The organism is Kitasatospora sp. NPDC094016, from assembly GCF_040304045.1.
GTDB lineage: Bacteria > Actinomycetota > Actinomycetes > Streptomycetales > Streptomycetaceae > Kitasatospora.
On record NZ_JBEOUK010000081.1, the window covers coordinates 1 to 16656 of the forward strand.

13 protein-coding genes and 1 pseudogene are annotated in these 16656 nt (G+C 68.5%); 12 read left to right on the top strand and 2 right to left on the bottom strand.

Going from position 1 to position 16656, the window contains the following annotated elements:
* Positions 1 to 106: 106 nt before the first annotated feature.
* Positions 107 to 568 (top strand): annotated as a pseudogene (locus tag ABT015_RS37100) (transposase); the annotation flags it as partial.
* A gap of 458 nt (positions 569 to 1026) precedes the next feature.
* Here ABT015_RS37100 and ABT015_RS37105 read toward each other — a convergent pair.
* Positions 1027 to 5022: a polymorphic toxin-type HINT domain-containing protein gene (locus ABT015_RS37105; RefSeq protein WP_350887523.1), complete on the bottom strand. Its 3996-nt coding sequence runs from the start codon at positions 5020 to 5022 to the stop codon at positions 1027 to 1029.
* Between the two features lie 513 nt (positions 5023 to 5535).
* On the opposite strand from ABT015_RS37105, the gene ABT015_RS37110 reads away from it, so the two are divergent.
* From ABT015_RS37110 to ABT015_RS37125, 4 genes are all read left to right on the top strand, one after another.
* The gene (locus ABT015_RS37110) at positions 5536 to 6024 is read left to right on the top strand and encodes a hypothetical protein (protein ID WP_350887526.1); all 489 of its coding nucleotides are present in this window, start codon (positions 5536 to 5538) and stop codon (positions 6022 to 6024) included.
* 14 nt (positions 6025 to 6038) lie between these two features.
* Complete coding sequence (locus ABT015_RS37115) at positions 6039 to 6599, top strand: hypothetical protein (protein WP_350887528.1); 561 nt, start codon at positions 6039 to 6041, stop codon at positions 6597 to 6599.
* Between the two features lie 52 nt (positions 6600 to 6651).
* Positions 6652 to 8472 carry a DUF8189 domain-containing protein gene (locus tag ABT015_RS37120; RefSeq protein ID WP_350887531.1) on the top strand — a complete coding sequence of 607 codons (1821 nt, stop codon included), beginning with the start codon at positions 6652 to 6654 and terminating at the stop codon, positions 8470 to 8472.
* Positions 8473 to 9481: 1009 nt separating this feature from the next.
* Positions 9482 to 9730 carry a ribosomal protein L7/L12 gene (locus tag ABT015_RS37125; protein ID WP_350887533.1) on the top strand — a complete coding sequence of 83 codons (249 nt, stop codon included), beginning with the start codon at positions 9482 to 9484 and terminating at the stop codon, positions 9728 to 9730.
* A gap of 234 nt (positions 9731 to 9964) precedes the next feature.
* Here ABT015_RS37125 and ABT015_RS37130 read toward each other — a convergent pair whose 3' ends face one another.
* The gene (locus tag ABT015_RS37130; protein ID WP_350887536.1) at positions 9965 to 11833 is read right to left on the bottom strand and encodes a hypothetical protein; all 1869 of its coding nucleotides are present in this window, start codon (positions 11831 to 11833) and stop codon (positions 9965 to 9967) included.
* Positions 11834 to 12288: 455 nt separating this feature from the next.
* Here ABT015_RS37130 and ABT015_RS37135 point away from each other — a divergent pair, with 455 nt between their 5' ends.
* The 7 genes from ABT015_RS37135 to ABT015_RS37165 all read left to right on the top strand — a co-directional run bounded on the left by ABT015_RS37135 (position 12289) and on the right by ABT015_RS37165 (position 16351).
* A complete protein-coding gene (locus ABT015_RS37135) occupies positions 12289 to 12825 on the top strand; it encodes a phosphatase PAP2 family protein (RefSeq protein WP_350887538.1) in 537 nt (178 codons plus the stop codon).
* A complete protein-coding gene (locus tag ABT015_RS37140; RefSeq protein WP_350887540.1) occupies positions 12818 to 13813 on the top strand; it encodes a decaprenyl-phosphate phosphoribosyltransferase in 996 nt (331 codons plus the stop codon). The genes ABT015_RS37135 and ABT015_RS37140 overlap by 8 nt, the downstream gene beginning before the upstream one ends.
* Before the next feature lies 1 nt (position 13814).
* Positions 13815 to 14249, top strand: coding sequence for a GtrA family protein (locus tag ABT015_RS37145; protein ID WP_350887542.1), 435 nt, complete (start codon positions 13815 to 13817; stop codon positions 14247 to 14249).
* A 172-nt stretch (positions 14250 to 14421) separates the two neighbouring features.
* Positions 14422 to 14577: a transposase gene (locus ABT015_RS37150; protein ID WP_350887544.1), complete on the top strand. Its 156-nt coding sequence runs from the start codon at positions 14422 to 14424 to the stop codon at positions 14575 to 14577.
* Positions 14574 to 14855 carry an IS3 family transposase gene (locus tag ABT015_RS37155; protein WP_350887547.1) on the top strand — a complete coding sequence of 94 codons (282 nt, stop codon included), beginning with the start codon at positions 14574 to 14576 and terminating at the stop codon, positions 14853 to 14855. Before ABT015_RS37150 ends, ABT015_RS37155 begins: the two co-directional genes overlap by 4 nt.
* Before the next feature lie 215 nt (positions 14856 to 15070).
* Positions 15071 to 15925, top strand: a complete 855-nt coding sequence (locus tag ABT015_RS37160; RefSeq protein WP_350887550.1) for a hypothetical protein — start codon at positions 15071 to 15073, stop codon at positions 15923 to 15925.
* 66 nt (positions 15926 to 15991) lie between these two features.
* Complete coding sequence (locus ABT015_RS37165) at positions 15992 to 16351, top strand: transposase (protein ID WP_350887552.1); 360 nt, start codon at positions 15992 to 15994, stop codon at positions 16349 to 16351.
* Positions 16352 to 16656 lie beyond the last annotated feature (305 nt).

Genomic DNA, 16656 nt, shown 5'->3' on the forward strand with positions numbered 1-16656 from the left:
AGCTTCCTGGGCCCCTGCGGCTTCCGGTCCCTACGGATCTTGAAGTCCATCGCACACCTTGAGCTGGGGTGTTGCGACGACCGTTAGAACCCAAGCGTCCGAGGCCGGGGGATCCGGGTGTGTCTCCATAGCCGGGATGGCCTGCTATGAGAAGGGCGAACGCTTCTGGCCGATCTACAAGTTCCGCGTCCATCGGGGTCGGAAGGGTGAGCCGAAGGCGTTCAGCTGGCAGGACTACCGAGACCTGATCGTCCGGGCCCGCACCCAGCTCGGAGGCCCGATCGTGCTGGTCTGGGACAACCTCTCCGTCCATCTGATGCCACCGATGAAGGAGTTCATCGCCGCGAGCAGTGATTGGCTCACGGTTTTCCAACTCCCTTCGTGCGCACCGGATCTCAACCCGCAGAAAGGGACCTGGGCGCTGATGAAACGAGGGATCGGCAACCTCGCCGTCGTCAACGTCGACCACCTGGCCAAGTCCGTCAAGCGATGCCTCAAGAAAATCCAGTACCGCCCCCATCTGATCGATGGCTGCCTTACGAGTGCGGGCCTGATCATGGACGGTTGATCACAACCAGACCCGGCATCACGCTTTAAAGTCCAGTAATGGCGATAAGTCAGCTAACACGCATCGAAGGGCCCTGCGGAAATACCGCAGGGCCCTTCGCTCTAGGTGAAATGCTCGATCCCTCACCCGAAGGTCACCTCTAACCGAATGCCAGCGAAAGAATCGCTTCCATGCCGGAGGCAACCGCACTGAGATCATCCAATATTTAGGTCATTGAGCATCCGGCCCCGATTCGGGACCTACGTAGATCTCCGCGCCGCCCTCATGCCATGCCCGAGTGTACCCACCGCGCGGCGCGGAGATCACAAATTTTCCGTCCTCCAGGGCAACCATCCCGTCGTCTCCTCCCTCTGGCCACTCCACGATGATTGGCGTGCCGGGCCACATGGTGGTTTCATCCGCAGTCGGCTCAAAAGCCACCACAATTGGTCGGTCTGCGTGGATTACGAAACGCATTTTTACCCTTCGAGATGATCCATGTAGTACTGGAACAGGTGTGCCCTGGATCGGGCGCTTGGGTTGGCCTTCAATGGGTCGCCTGCCCATTTTTCTGCCGACTTGTCAGCTATATTCTGATAGAAGTTCCTCCATTTCATGGCGTCTGCCTTGGTCAGCCCGAGTTCGGCCATTGTCCATACCTGCTCCGGCGTCTCAAGAATTGCCGCATTTTCGAGGGAATTCCCACCCCATGCCACCTTGCCAAAAGCCGTTCGCGTAGGCGCACCCAATCGTTCCCATGTCGCGTCGAGCTCCTTTACGCCGGGTACGTCCCAATTATCGCAAAGCGGCTTCGAGTTGTGGACGAGCACCGGCGTCGCGCCGGCCATTACATAGTACGTGTGGAGGTCTTCGACTGTCAGGTTGTAAGCGGGTTGAAGAATACTGCGGTGGCGTATGAGGCCGATTTGCTGAGACTGGCCGGAGGGGTCACGAAGTGTGTCCCCGGTCTTCAGGTCGCTGGCGTCAACCCAGGTTTGGCGGTTTTCCGACCAGAAGGGGTGGTGGTCTGTGCTGGTGAGGGAGCCACCTGCGGTCAGACTGATGTCTGTGAAATCGAGGTCGTCCGGGGTGTAGATGGTGGCCTGGACCCGTCGGGGCTCCGTCGATGCGGTCTGCGGGTCGGAGGCGAGGACCATGTCCCCGACACTGAGTGTTTCAATCGGGCGACTGGTGCGGTCCCCCATGAGTACCTGAGTGCCTGCGGGAAAGCTGTTCAGAGGAGGGATGGGACATGATTTCGGAGCTCGCGCGACCACCTTCTCGATGAACTCGGCCGCTTTCTTGCCCCAGGACCCGAACTTCTTCGTCCATTGAACGAATTTGGCGATCGCTGCGGCGTCGCCCACGATGGGGATGGCTCCGATGCAGGACTCGGTCGCCTTGGCGACCTTGCCCTCGATCCCGTAGTAGGCGCAGTTGATCAGGTCGGCGATGTCGGCGAGGCCGGGCGCGAAGACGCCGCCGACGCCGCCGATGACGTCGAGGGTGAAGTGGATGCCTTCGGAGATGATGTGGTAGAGGGAGTTAACGTCGTCGTTCTTCTCCTTCTGCTTCTTGATCTCCTCTTCGATCCCGGCGATCGCGTCCTGCTTGGCCTTCGCGGTCGCCTCGTCCTTTTCCTTCTGCGCCTGCTCGGCTTCCTTTCGCGCCTTCTCGACGGCGTCGCGGGCAGCCTTCTGCTCGGCTTCATACTTGGCCTGGTGGACGTTGAACGCGTCATCGGCTGCCGCCTGGGCAGCGGTCGCGTCCTTTCCGGCGGCCACTGCCGACGCCCTTGCGTCAGCTGCGGAGCTGTAAGCGTCGTCGGCATTCCACTGTGCCAGGTCCGCCGACTGTTTGGCCTGCTTGGCTGAGTACATGGCCTCTGCCGCGCTCCGGCGGGCCGTTTCCTCCGCGGTCTTGGCGGTCTTGGCGGACTGGGCGGCCTTGGCGGCGTCGGACTGGGCGCGGTCGGCTGCAGCCTGGGCCGTGGTGACGTAGTCCGCTGCCGTGTTGGCCGCCTGCTGGGCGGTGTTGGCGTAGCCGCCGGCCTCCGCGGCGGCGCCGCGTGCGATGGCGGCGGCGCGCTGGGCCTCGGCGGCGGTCTGCTGGGCGCGGGCCGAGTCTGCGGAGGCCTGGGCGATCAGACCGGTGACGTCGGCGATGTGAACGGCCGCCAGCTGGTCCTTGCGCTGGGCGCCGTACTGACCCTCGGCCACGAAGGCACGCAGCTTGACTGCCGTTCCTTCGAGGGCGATGCGGGCGGCGGCCTTTCGTTCGTCGCCGGTGCTGTCGATGAGTCGGGCGGTGGCAAGGCGGTCGTCGGCGCTCTGGGCGTCGGTGAGTCCCTTGTCGAGGAAGGCTTGGAGTGCCTCGGGGGTGTTGGTCTTCAGTGCGGCGAGGCCGGCGGCTTTGACGGCGGGGCCTGCCTGGTCGGTGACACGGGCGATCTGGAGGCGGTTGTCGGGGGCCGCGGCCTGGTACTGCCCGGTGTTGACGAACTCGGTGGCCGCGGTGCCGGCGGCGTTGAGGGCGTTGAGGGCGGCGGAGCGGACGGCAGGGTTCTCGGAGTTTTCGTACAGGTGTGTGGCCTGTTCGCGGTCGTCCTGCTCGGCGGCCTTGGCGCGGCCGGTCCTGACGTAGGCGAGGACGGCGGCGTCCGGACCGGAGAGGGCTTCCTCGGCGGCGGCGGCGCCCCAGGGGCCGGAGATCTTGCGGGAGATCAGGGCGAGCTTGCGGCCGTCGGTGGTGACCTGTTCAGGGGCGGTGCCGGGCTGGGCGGCGGCCTGGGCGAGGCGGTCGGCCTCGGCCTTGGACTTCTGGACCTCTTGGCGTGCCTGTTCGATCTCGGTCTGTTTGTCGGCCTCGGTGGCCTTCTCGGTCTTGGCTACCTCGATCGCGGCGGCGGTGCGGCTCTTGAGGTCCTCGACCTCGGTGCGCCGGGCCAGGTCCTGGATCCCGTTGGCCTTGTCGACCGCGTCCCTGGCCTCCTTCGCGAAACCTGAGGCGGCGTCCGCGTGGTTGGTGGAGTCCTGCGCGGCGGAGGAGCTCTGGCCCGCGTGGTCGGCGGCGTCCCGCGCCGCCTGGGCGGCGGCGTGGGCGTGGGATGCGGCGGAGGCGAGGAGCGTCTTGGCGTCGGCGGCGGCCTGGGCTGCTTCACCGGCCAGGGCCTGGGAGGCCTCGTTGGCGCGGCCGGCCTCGGCGGCCTGGCGACGGGTGGCCTCGGCGGCGCGTTTGGCCTTGTCGGACTGCGCTCCCGCGCGGGCGGCAGCGGCGCCGGCCTGCTCGGCCGAGCCTGCGGCAGCGTCGGCGTTGCCACGGGCGCTGAGAGCGGAACCGGACGCGGTCTTGCTCTCGCCTGCGGCCTTCTGAGCCTGCTCCAGTGCCTTCTGGGAGTCCTCGGCGATCTTGGCGGCCGCGTCGGCGTCCTCGGCGGCCTTGCGGGCCACAGCGGTCTTGCTCGCGTCGCCGGCCGCCGCGGCGGCAGCGCTGCGGGCGCGGGAGGCTGCCTGCGAGGCGGCGCCAGCGGCGGCGGCGGCCTGTGAGGCCGCGTAGGCGGCGGTGCGGGCGGAGCCGTTGGCCGCGCGGGCGGCGGTGATGGCCGTCTGCGCGGCGTTGCCGGCCCGCTCGGCGGCGGAGGCCGCCTTGTCGGCGGCGACGCCGGCCTTGACGGTGTCGTTGCCTGCGGCCTGCGTCTCGGCGGCCGCCCGGGCCGCGTCGCCCATGGCTTGCTGGGAGCTGGCCACGGCCTTGGCCGAGGCCTCGACCGCGTCCTTGGTCTCGAGCACCGCCTGGTCGCTGGCCGCGCGGGCCTGCTGCGCGAGCTGGCTGATGCCCGCACGTTCCTGGTCGCGGTTCTGTGCGACGTACTGCCCGACCGCCAGGAACTCGCGAACGTCCTCGATGGACCCGTTCAGGGCGGCGCGGGCGGCGGCCTGGGTGTTGGAGCCTCCGGCGCTGAGGATCTGAACCAGCTTGACGCGGTCATCGGCCTCGCGTGCCTGGTACTGCCCCTCGGTCAGAAAGTTCTTGACGTCGTCGATTGTGCCCTTGAGGGCGGCCACGCCTGCGGCCTTGACCCCCGGGCCCGCACCGTCGATGACCCGGGCGGTCCAGACCCGCTGGTCGGTCTCCAGCGCCGGCTGCCAGCCGCTCACCAGATAGGCGTTCAGCTCCGCGGGGCTGCCCGCGATCGCCTTGCCCGCGGTCTCACGGACCTTCGGACCGCCGATGTCGAAGATCTGCGCGACGTCCAGTAGTTGGTCGGCGTGGCGGGCATCCGCCAGCTGACCGTCCAGGAAACGCCGCACGTCCTGGTCCGAGCCGACCAGTGCCGCTTCGGCGAGCTTCTGGACACTCGGACCCCCGGAGAGCCAGGCAGCCACCGCACGGGAGCGGTCGCTTTCCTGGCTCGCCGGCCAGGCGGGTTGATCGGCCGCGAAGGCCGGCAAACCGCTGCCGAGCAGCCCGGTCATGAGGGTCAACGGAAGCAGCCGAACGCCTAGCGTGCGTAGCGCGGATTTCCCGCGCCTCCCCCCTCCACGTGAACCAACGTTAAAACCCTGCATGGGAAACTCCACTGCGATCGAGAAGCTGATATCTGACGCAGCGGAGCGTATCCCGGCCGCAGTCGATGTCGGCAAACCGATCCTTGCTAGAGAATCTGACTTCACATCAGAAAAGGAGGAAGATCCGACTGGCGCACGTTAGCCGAAAGGCTATCAAATCAGACATTTATCTCACATTGCCCTTTAGGGCCATAAATCTACGCTCTCGGCGAGCCCGGATGGCTACTGCCAGCCGTCAGGAAGCAGAAGCGAGGGACTTGATGGCCTATTATTTGCCTTCGCATTGCCCCCACCTGCCTAGGCTTCAACTCCTTCCTTGACGAACAAGCGGCGAGGCATTAGTCAGGCACTGCCAGAAGGAACCCGCCGATCGTTGAGGTGGAAGGAAAGCCCTCGGTCGGCCCATGGAGAGGAATACCTGTGCACCTTCGTATAACCAGGTGGCTGGCCGTTGGCGCCGTCACCGCGAGCGCCACGCTTGCGGTATCGACGTTTGCGGTCGCGGGCACCGCGCCCGCCGACAACTCCTCGGCGCCGCCGGCCGTCGAGGACTTCGCCTACCCCGGTGCTTCGCCGTTCCCCAACGTCAACCTGCTGCGGGGGGACGGCCACATCGTGATGGCCAACTGCAACACCGACGGACAGATCCGCGTGTACAGCTTGGACCTGCCCAACGACAAGGGCAACGAGATCTGCTTCCGTGCCACGGCCTCCACCGGCTACCTCGTCGTGGAGGTCCCCAACGTCATCATCATCACGGCCGAACAGCACCCGGTCACTGCCCGGGTGACGGCCGACGGCCAGTCACGCACCGTCGACATCGCCAAGAACGCCAGTGCGAGCATCGGCATGGGCAGCAGCAGCAACCATGTGCCGACCACGCTGCTCGAACTGCGCGTCACCGGCTGACCAGGATGTTGTCCATGCCTACCGACCCATCGCAGCGCCCCCCGCTTCGCCACCGCCCCCGCACCGCACGACGGGCGGACCGTGAACGGATCCTGCGCTGGCCGACCGCCGTCGTCGCGGCCGCGACCGCCGCCGCCTTCGGTTCCGCGCTCGCCACCGCAGGCACCCCGTCGCCCCCTCCCCAGGCCGCCGAAACCCCCATAGCACCACCGGCGGTCGAGAACTTCGGCTATCCGGGCGCCTCCGGCATCAGCAAGGTCAAGCTGCTGCGCGGCGACGGCAGCGTCATGCTGACCGACTGCGCCGCCAAGCCCTCACAGATCCAGCTCTGGACCCGTGCCCCGGGCAACACCGACAACAAACTCTGCCTCACCGCCACCAGCCCGACGGGTTTCCTCACGCTGCAACTGCCGGACGTTTTCGCGGTGCAGACCTCCGACCGGTCCCTACGTGTCGACCTCACCGCCGCCGACACCAGCCAGAGCCTGGACGTGCCCAAGAACGGCTTCAAGGGCCTGGGCGAAGGCCTCAGCCAGGCAACGACCACCATGGTCCAACTCCGCGTCACCGGCTGACCACCACCGCCAGCCCGCAAACCGCTCCCCGTACCCCAAGGACTGAACTCTCTTGTCTGGCATCACCACGCGTACCTCCTGGAGGGCCGCGCTTCTCACCACCGCCGTCACGGCCGGCGTGCTCACCACGCTCTCCGCCAGCCCGGCCGGCGCCGTTCCCGGCGACCCTGCCGCAGGTGGCACGTACGCCTACACCGCCCGCCTGGCGATCGGCGACAACGTGCGCGCCTGCACCGGCGCGCTGGTCGACCGGTACTGGGTGCTCACCGCCGCCTCCTGCTTCGCCGACGACCCCGCCCAGCCGCAGGCCCTGGCCGCGGGCGCGCCGAAGTGGAAGACCACCGCCACCATCGGCCGCACCGACCTCACCACGAACGCCGGGACGACCACCGAGATCGCGGAGCTGGTGCCGCGCCAGGACCGCGACCTCGTCATGGCCCGCCTCGCCACCCCCGTCACCGGCATCGCGACACTTCCCGTCGCGACCACCGCACCGACCGCCGGCGAGAACCTGCGCGTTCCCGGGTACGGGCGTACCAAGGACGAGTGGGTGTCGAACAAGCTCCACTCGGGGGCCTTCACTCTCGACACAGTCGCCGCGACCGCTGTCGGTACCACCGGCACCGGCGGTGCGGCGATCTGCAAGGGCGACACCGGCGCCCCCGCGATCCGGGAGAAGAACGGCAAGGCCGAGCTCGTCGCGGTGGCCTCCCGTTCCTGGCAGGGCGGCTGCCTCGGCGAGACCGAGACCCGTACCGGCGCCTCCTCCAGCCGCGTCGACGACCTCGCCGGCTGGGTCCAGCAGACCGTCTCCACGTGGTCCAAGGCGGTCGACTACTCCTCCGCGGTCGTCAACTCCGTGTACAACCCGGATACCAAGACCGCCGAGATCTTCGCTCTGGGCACCGACGGCGTCCTCGCCCACGCCTCCAACACCGAGGGCAAGGGCTGGACCGGCTGGACAGCGCTGGGGGACTGGCAGTTCAGCGGCATCCCCGCAACTATCTACAACCCCGCCACCAAGGCTCTCGAGCTGTTCGCCATCGGCAAGACCGGCGAGCTCGGCCACAACTACTGGGACCCGGGCACCAGGAAGTGGGTCGGCTGGAGCGTCGTCCCCAGCGCCCTCAAGCTCAAGGCCAACCCGGTCGCCGTGTTCAACCCCTCGAGCCAGACCGCCGAGGTGTTCACCCTGGACACGAACGGCTACATGACCCACTCCTACAGCACTGGCGGCGCCCGCTGGGACGACGTCCGGGGCCTGGGCAACTGGCAGTTCACCGGCACCCCCACCACCCTCTACAACCCCGCCACCGACGCCGTCGAACTCTTCGCCACCAGCAGCCGCAACGAACTCGGCCACCTCTACTGGGACAGCAAGGCCAAGACCTGGAGCGACTGGGGCACCATCGGCGGCCAGGCCGTGACCGGCAGCCCCACCGCCGTCGTGAACCCGGCCAACAACAGCGCCGAGGTCTTCATCACCACCACCAACAACACGATGGCCCACAGCTACAGCCTCAACGGCGCCCGCTGGTCCGACATCACCACCATGGGCGGCTGGCAGTTCAACGGCACCCCCACCGCCGTCTACAACCCCGCCGCAAACGCCGTCGAACTCTTCGCCGTCCGCAACACCGGCGAACTCGGCCACAACTACTGGGACAACAAGACCAAGACCTGGGCCGACTGGAGCACCATCAACGACTGGAAGTTCTCCGGCACCCCCTCCGCCACCTACAACGCCTACACCAACACCCTCGAACTCTTCGCCACCGGCACCAACGGCACCATGTCCCGCGCCACCTACCAGAACAACCAGTGGCTCACCTGGGAAACCATGCCCGGCTGGACCTTCGCCATCACCGGCTGACCCCAACCCGCCACACCAACTGACCAGGCCGCGACAGCACAGTGCGCCCGCACAGGCCACCCCACTACGGGCGCACCACATCTGACAACGGCCAGGCATGGCGCGGGTGGGACCGGACGACCATCCGGTCCCACCCGCGCCCGTTTCTCTACTCCCCCTGCACGCCGCCGGCACCAGCCAGACAGGAAGAAAGGCCCGCCGCGGTCGGTCGCAGCAAACCGAGGCGCCCGCCCCGCCCAACGGCCACCACAACGCCAGGGGCAGGGAGGGGAAGAAAGGGTTGTAGGGCACGAGTTCTGCCCTGACGGCCGCTCACCACGTGGTCTGACCTGTGCGTTCGCCCCAAGTCCGAACGCGGAAGCCGTCCGGTGCCGCCCGGTCGGGGTGGGGCAGCCGGGCTGGGCCGAATCCCGAGGCCGGCCAGAACCCCTCAGGAGCGTCACACACGAACGCCCATGGTCCCTGCGTCCCTGCCCGCGAGCCTCGTGCACGGCTTCCGGGCAGGTGACGGACGCCGACAGCGTCTTGGAGGTCTGTCGAAGGCGGGGAAGCGCTGCGCGCCCGCGAGGTACTGGGCTGGACGCTTTCGAGGGGAACATCAACGCGCTCCGCACCAGGCTGGAGCGCCTGGCCAGGGACGGTCACGCGCAGCGGCCTGGGCGCGGCCTCTACACGGTGACGGTCGGCCGGCCCGAGAGCGGGAAGTGACCACGCCGACAGGGCGGCCGGTTTCTCAGCCGGCCTGCGGGCCCCGGGGGCGATCGCGGCACTGAGCATTGTGCCGCCCGCGCTGGACGACGCCAGACCGGGCGCGGACGGGCGGGTCCTGGTCTGTCCGGGTGCCGTGGAGACGGCGCGCTGCTTCCACGGCCGGGCGGCGTAGTTCGCGGCGGTTGCGACGCGGTCCGCCGGGCTCAAGGAGCACGACTACCGGACCTCGACCCGAGCCGCCCCATCACCACACGCGCGGTTCTATGCTGCTGTCCGGCCCGCAGCCCGAGGAGTCATGATGGCGGACGAGTACGTCTGGCTGATCTGCGATGAGGTGCCAAATGCGGTGGTTCTGACCGACCCCGGGCCCCATCCCATCGAGGTCGTGAAGCTGCTTCACCGGAGGACCGGGCTGAGCCTATGGCACGGCAAGTCCCTCATCAGCCGCTTGCCGGCCACCATCCTCGAAGATGTACCGCGCGAGATGGCTGAAGCTGCCGTGCGTGAACTCCTCGAAGCAGGAGCCCACGCTGAAGTGCGGCGCTAGAAGCGGCCACAGCCGGTGTTTCACGGAAGCGCGGGTAGAGCCGATTCCGGGGAGCGTCAACAACAGCAGCGTCGCCTCTGATTACGACTCCGCGCTACGAGGGGAATGGCGCGACAAGCTCCGAGAGCGGGGGGACTGCGGCGGCTACCACCGCCCGCGCGGTGCTCTCGGCGGCCAGACGTCCTACGAACGGCTCAAGCGCAAGATCCCAACCAGGCTACGGCGGGTGCATATTTAGCCGTTGACGGCGTAGACGCGGACCGGGTCGTTCCCGCTGATCAGGTGGAACCGGGCGGGGTCCGTGTTGACCGTCTTGGCGATCTCGCCGTCCCGCCAGTTGGACGGATCGAGCGCGAGGTACTGTGCACCGCTGCGGCGCAGGTCGGTGTGGAGGGCGTTGAGGTCGTCGGTGGCCGTGACCTGGACAAGCTTGCGTTCCATCTTGAGGCCGATGAGCGGCAGCCGGATGTCCGGTCCCTGGTCCGTGATCGCGATGACCGATCCGGCGGGCAGGCTCCGTACGCGGCCGAACGTGTTCCACGGCCAGACCTGGTCCTGCTGCTTGCGGCGGTGGCGCATCAGGTCGATCGTCTCGTTCACCGTGTAGTAGTGCGGCGCGATCTCCGTCGCCGACACGTGGACGGGTTCGGTTGTCTTCCACATCGAGTCGGCACTGGTCCCCGCCAGGCCGAACCCGATGGCCACCGCGACCGCCCACCGGGCGTATCCCGCCGCACCCACCGGCCGCTGCCTGGTCCCGGTGATCCAGGTCAGGAACACCGCGAGGAAGACACCGCCGAGGATCGTCAGGTGGATCGTGTAGCGCGCCCACCACGGGCCCGGGCTGGCCCCGGCCATCACGGCCATCGGCAGCAGCAGGCCCAGCAGCGGCGCCCACTGGCGGCGGCAGACGAACACGACCAGGCCCGCGATCACAGCCGGGAACAACACCCAGAGCCACCCGGTGCCGAGGCCGCCCAGACGCTGGTCGTAGGAGAAGGGGCTGGCGACCGGCGTCGTCCACGATTCCCACAACTGCGCCGGCACCCCGCCAGCGGCTTTGATCTTCAACGGGGTGTTGTTGACCATGATCAGGTCCTGCACGGTCCCGCGGCCGGTGAACCCGAACATCGTGAACGGGTAGAAGGGGTTGCCCCACGCGATCCAGGTCCGCACGTACCAGTACGACGACAGCAGCACCGAGGGCACCACCAAGGCCACGCCCCACACGGTCAGCCGGCCTGCCGCGTACCGCAGGACCCCGGTCGAAGGGCCCTCGCCCGCGCGGCGCAGCGCGGCGGTCGCCACGATCACCTGGCCGATGCCCACCGCGACGACGCACGCCATTGTCAGCAGGTTGGAGGCCTTGACGCTGGTGCCGAGGGCCAGCGCGACACCGGCCAGCCAGAGGTGACGCTGGCGCCCGTCGACCGTGTCGCGGTTGTTCGGGAGGGCGAGGACGAACTGGAACGCGGCTGCTGCGGTGGTCGCCGCGGCTACGTCGACGTAGGAGGTGGCTGTCTGGGCGAGGACTGCGGGGATCGCCAGGAAGCCGAGTGCGGCGAGGATCGCGTGGTCGCGGCGGGCGCCGAAGCGCTGGGCCAGGCCCACGGTGGCTGTGAAGCCGAGCAGGGTGAACGGCAGGCTTGCGATCCAGGACCAGCGCAGGGTGTGGGTGAAGACGCCGGCCCATGCTCCGAGGACTTCCTGGCCCTGCGGGTAGACGTCGGACCAGAATGCGGCCGGGGTGTGTCCGATCTGTCCGTCCTGGATCCATTGGGCGGGGCCGACCAGGTGGTACCACATGCCGTCCCATTCGGTCGGCAGGACGAACGCTCCCATGGCTATTCGCCAGCCGTACGCCGCCAGCACGAGCAGTGCGAGGATGACCGTCGCCGGGTTGCGCCACAGGGTCGTACAGCGGCGGATTCCCCGGAGGGTCCCGGACACCGTTTCGCGGTGGCGTGCGAGCAGCGTGGGCCGGGTTCGCACCACGGCCACCTCGGCCGCGGCGGTCAGGATGGCTGCGGCGAGCAGCGGGGCCGGCTTCAGGCCGTGGACCGGGACGCCGATGAGCAGGGCCAGCGCGATCAGCTGGGTCACTCCCGCGAGGATCCAACCGGACAGGGCGTCAGCGGCGCGCCACGGTCCCAGCGCTCCGATCACGTGCGCCGTGCCGACGGCTGTCGCTGTCAGAGCCGCCAAGAGCCCCAGTACGCCCACGAGTGATCTCAGCCCATCCATGCTTCAGCCGCGTTCGGCACCTGCCAGTGATCTGGGTGACGGTATCAGAGGTAATCGAATGACTTTTACTGACCCACTGGGAAGTAAAGTCGCCCCCGCTGATCGGACTTTGCTTGATTTCGCTGGGGGCGGAACAAGAGGTGCGAGAGGGGCCTCTTGAATGTTGTTCAAAATTTATCTGTATGCTGACCGCGCACACCTGTCGCCAGGGGGGGCGCACGGGCTGACCAGCGGGTCTGTGGAGCCGAGGCGCCGTCCGAGTCCCCCGCATCAGGAAGCGTGCCCCTGCTTCTTTTCTCAGAGGACAATCCAGAATGGCCCAGATTCTCCCGGCGTTGCAACGGATGGACGACCAGGTCCACCGATCGGTCCGTGAGCGGTTCGGCGACAAGCGTTCAGTGGACGTCAGCAAGGCCCTGTCCTGGACCGGCGAGCACGCCGCGGGCTGGCTCGCACTCGGTGTCGCCGGCGCGGTCGTCGACTCCGACCGGCGCGGCAGCTGGCTGCGCGCCACCGCCGCCGTGGCGGGTGCCCACGCCGCCAGCATGGTCATCAAGCGCGTGGTCCGCCGCCCCCGCCCGAACGGCCCCGGCATGGAGCCGCTCGTGAAGACCGCCGGGAAGCACAGCTTCCCGAGCTCCCACGCCACCTCCTCCGCCGCCGCGGTCGTGGCCTTCGCGCCGCTCCTGCCCGCCGGCACCATAGCCCCGGTGGCCGGCGCGATGTGCTTCTCCCGCCTGGTCGTCGGCGTCCACTACATGTCCGACGTGGTCGGGGGTGCCGCGCTCGGTGCCACCGTCGCGGCGGCCGGCCGGTCCTGGATCACCAAGGGACAGAAGACCGATGCCTGAGACCAGCACCCTGGAGTCCAGAACCGAACCGGCTACGGCCACCGCCTTCGCGGAAATAGTCCGCACGGCATCCGAGCCCGACCCCGTACCGGCCGTCCACCCGTTCCGGCTCAAGGCACTGCCCGGCGGCCTGATCCGCAACGCCCGACCGCGCCAGTGGGTCAAGAACGTACTCGTCCTCGCGGCCCCCGGCGCGGCCGGAATGCTCACCCACGCCGCGGTGCTCCGCCAGGTCGGCATCGTCTTCGTCCTCTTCTGCGCCGCGGCATCGGCGATCTACTTCCTCAACGACGCCATGGACGTCGAGGCGGACCGTGCCCACCCGACCAAGTGCCACCGCCCGATCGCCTCCGGCGTCGTGCCCCTGCCGGTCGCCTACCTGTGTGCGGCGCTCCTCGCCGGCGGAGCCATCACCGGCGCCCTGCTGCTCTGCAACACCCCCACCGCCATCGCGCTGGGGTGCTACCTGGTCATGCAGCTCCTCTACTGCACCGGCCTCAAGCACATCCTGGTGGTCGACCTCGCCTTCGTGACCTCCGGCTTCCTGATCCGCGCCATGATCGGCGGCCTCGCCGCCGGGATCCAGCTGTCCCAGTGGTTCCTGATCACCACCGGGTTCGCCGCGCTCTTCATGGTCGCCGCCAAGCGTTACTCCGAGCTCGTCAGCATGGGAGACAAGGCCGCCAACTCGCGCAAGCTCCTCGCCCAGTACAGCGACAGCTACCTCCGCTTCGTCTGGCAGGCCTCTGCAGCGGTGACCGTCCTCAGCTACTGCCTCTGGTCCTCGGACCACACCGTCGGCGCCGATGTCGCGCTGCGCCAGATCAGCGTCCTGCCCTTCGTCTTCGCCATCCTGCGGTACGCGATCTTCGCCGACCGCGGCGCCGCCGAAGCCCCGGAGAACGTGGCGCTGAAGGACCGCCCGCTGCTCATGCTCGGCGCGATCTGGGCGGGCCTGTACGGGTTCTCCGTGCTGGGTACCGCCTGACATGGCAAGCCGTGAACAACTCCGCTCCGCGCTGCCGGAACTGCTGAAGTTCGGGGTGATCGGCGGACTCGGCTACGCCACCGACGTCGTCCTCTTCATCCTGCTGCGCGATGCACTCGGCCCGGTCCTGGCCAAGATCCTCTCCCTCACGGCCTCGACCGCGGTCGCCTTCGTCGGGAACAAGTACTGGACGTTCCGCGAACGACGGAACGGCGGACCGGCCGGCGAGACCGGCCGGGAGAGCGCGATGTTCCTCGCGGTGAACCTCGTGGGCGCGCTGGTCCAGCTCGGCTGCCTCGGCATCTCGCACTACCTGCTCGACCTGACCAGCCCCACCGCCGACCTGGTCTCCGGCAGCGTGATCGGCATGGCTCTCGCGACCGCCCTGCGCTTCTGGGGCACCAGGACCCTGGTGTTCCGCACCGCTCGGGCCTGATCCCGCCCAGAGCGCGGCGCTCAAGCAGTCGTTGCCGAAGTCGTCGTTGGGGGCGGCGGGTATTGGCGGTGGCCTTTCACCCGCGGGAAGGGACAGGTCGGCATTGGGCTTGATTCGCTTTGACGGACACTCCTGATCAGGGGCTTCGACCCCGATAAGGATGATGTCCAGCATGGAGAGTATGGGGAAGAAGAAGCCGCGCCCTCGCCGCTCGTTCACACCGGAGTTCAAAGCCGAGATCGTCGAGCTGCGCCGGCGAGGTGACCGCTCGGTCGGTCAGGTCGCCAAGAACTTCGACCTGACCGAGACCGCGGTGCGCGACAGGTGAGACAAGCCGCGGTCGCCGTCGCACCGCCACCCCCGGCCCCGCGCGACGCACTTGCCGAGTCCTTCTTCACCACCCTCAAGCGGGAGCTGCTCGGCGACCGCCCCTGGCCCAGTCGCGCCGTAGCACGGACCTCGATCTTCGAGTGGATCGAAGCCTGGTACAAAATACGCGGGCTGTACAGCAGCCTCGGCTGCCGCGGTCCCGCCGAGTACGAGACCGTCCTGGCCGGCCTTGCTGAGCTGGCGCCACCCAGCGATGGTCAGTCTGCCGCAGATTGAAGTACTCCTGAGGGTACTTGGGCAGGTGCGAGCGAACAGGTGCTTGTTGCCGAGCTTCCGTAACACCAGCCACGGCTCGCGGACCGAACGGCCGTTGTCCCCAGGCTCATGCGGCTCAAAGAGCGACCTTCTCGAACCGGGTTGTGCCGCCGGCAAACGCACCACCGCGAATATTCGGGTGCCCTTGCCGCATCCGCCGGGCACAATCGTCGCCGATGCCTCGACTGATTGCCGACCGGCTGCTCGCCGCCGTCGAACCACTGCCCCATTCGCTCCGGCTGCGCGAGGTGGCTCGCACCGCCGCCGCCCTCGCCTCCTCCGACCTGCTGGGCCTGCTCGCCGAGTTGGACGGCCGTGGCCCGTACGAGCGTCGGCTCGCCGCGCTGGCCGCCCTCGCCGGACGGCAGGCGCGCCATCTGATCGACCGGATCGACGATCCCGACCCGGTGGTGCGTCGCTACGCGCACCGAGCGGTCGGCGAGCTGCTGTTTCCCGGCGACGACCTCGAGTCCACGATGCTCACCGCCTCGATTGCGGTCCGCGACGAGTTGGCCTGTGCCGTCCTGCGCGCCGGGCGTACGGCGGTGGCCGGGCCGTTGGTGCCCGTTGTCCGTCGGCGGTGGGGCGCCGCCGAGGCGGCCCGGCTGCTGCCGGTCTGCTCGGCCGAGGTCGTCGCCGCCGAACTGCCGGGGCTGGCGCACGCGATCACCTTCTCCACCTCGCTCGGGCGCCGCCACCCGGCCGCCGTGCTGGACGAGGCCGAGCACCGACTCGCCGACCTGCCGTACGGGTTGCGGCAGGCGTTCTGGGAACGGCACGCCCTCGGCCTGGCAGCCGCCGCCAGCCGCGAACCGGCCCGGGTGCTCGAGCTGCTGGAGCGCCACCCCGTACGAGCCCTCCCCGCCCCGCTGCACGACCGGCTCGCCGACCTCGCCGCCGTCTCCGCCGGGCCGACCGTCCGCCTGCTGCTCGCGATCGACCGGCACCGCCACGAGCCGCCGCTGCGCGTCAACGTGGCCCGCCGGCTGGTCGCGGCGCGGCCGGACGGTCTCGCCGCGCTCGCGCACTGAGGTTCCCCCGAGGTGCGGAAGGTTGCCGGACATGGCCTGATAGGTCGTGAGAAGGGAGCCTCTGTCATGGCTGCACCGATGAAATACCCGTCCGAGTTGCGGCAGCGAGCCGTTGCCGCGTACCGGGCCGCCGATCCGAAGCCGGTGATCCGGCAGATGGCCCGCGATCTGGGTGTGCACCACGAAGCCCTGCGCAACTGGATCCGCCAGGACGAGGCCGACCGGGGCGAGCGCGACGACCGGCTGACCACCGCCGAGAAGGAGGAGCTGGCCGTTCTGCGCAAGGAGAACGCCGAGCTGCGCCGGTCCTGCGAGATCCTCAAGGCCGCATCGGCTCTTTTCGCCCAGGAGCTGTGCGCCACGAGGCGCCGTGTTGATCGAGAGGCGGTGGGAGACCGTCTTCGTCGGGTCGTCGTAGCGGCCTGATTGAAGCTGGGGGGGCAGCCTGATCCGGGGAACGCCGGGGAGGGTGGCAAGCGGCCCCGACGAAAGCGGGACGTGCTGGAACTGCCAGACAGTGCAGGTCCGTTCAGCAAGGTCAGAAGGTGTAGCGAGAGCGAACCAGTGGTTGAAGCCCCGTAACAGCGAAGCCGGGTCAAATCTGGTGGATATGGGCCGGTGTGCAGTGCGTGAGTTCCGGGCCTTCGGCTCGGAACTCAACTCCGAAGCCGTTTAGCTCTGTCGGTGGGGAGGCCACGTTGAATGTCTGCGGCGTAGACGTGGCGATGCTG

Excerpts from the sequence above, each read along its gene's own strand:
- ABT015_RS37125 (WP_350887533.1), top strand. The coding sequence starts at position 9,482 with ATGGCGGACGAGTACGTCTGGCTGATCTGCGATGAGGTGCCAAATGCG.
- ABT015_RS37150 (WP_350887544.1), top strand. The coding sequence starts at position 14,422 with ATGGAGAGTATGGGGAAGAAGAAGCCGCGCCCTCGCCGCTCGTTCACA.
- ABT015_RS37140 (WP_350887540.1), top strand. The coding sequence starts at position 12,818 with ATGCCTGAGACCAGCACCCTGGAGTCCAGAACCGAACCGGCTACGGCC.
- ABT015_RS37105 (WP_350887523.1), bottom strand. The coding sequence starts at position 5,022 with ATGACCGGGCTGCTCGGCAGCGGTTTGCCGGCCTTCGCGGCCGATCAA.
- ABT015_RS37135 (WP_350887538.1), top strand. The coding sequence starts at position 12,289 with ATGGCCCAGATTCTCCCGGCGTTGCAACGGATGGACGACCAGGTCCAC.
- ABT015_RS37165 (WP_350887552.1), top strand. The coding sequence starts at position 15,992 with ATGGCTGCACCGATGAAATACCCGTCCGAGTTGCGGCAGCGAGCCGTT.
- ABT015_RS37115 (WP_350887528.1), top strand. The coding sequence starts at position 6,039 with ATGCCTACCGACCCATCGCAGCGCCCCCCGCTTCGCCACCGCCCCCGC.
- ABT015_RS37145 (WP_350887542.1), top strand. The coding sequence starts at position 13,815 with ATGGCAAGCCGTGAACAACTCCGCTCCGCGCTGCCGGAACTGCTGAAG.
- ABT015_RS37160 (WP_350887550.1), top strand. The coding sequence starts at position 15,071 with ATGCCTCGACTGATTGCCGACCGGCTGCTCGCCGCCGTCGAACCACTG.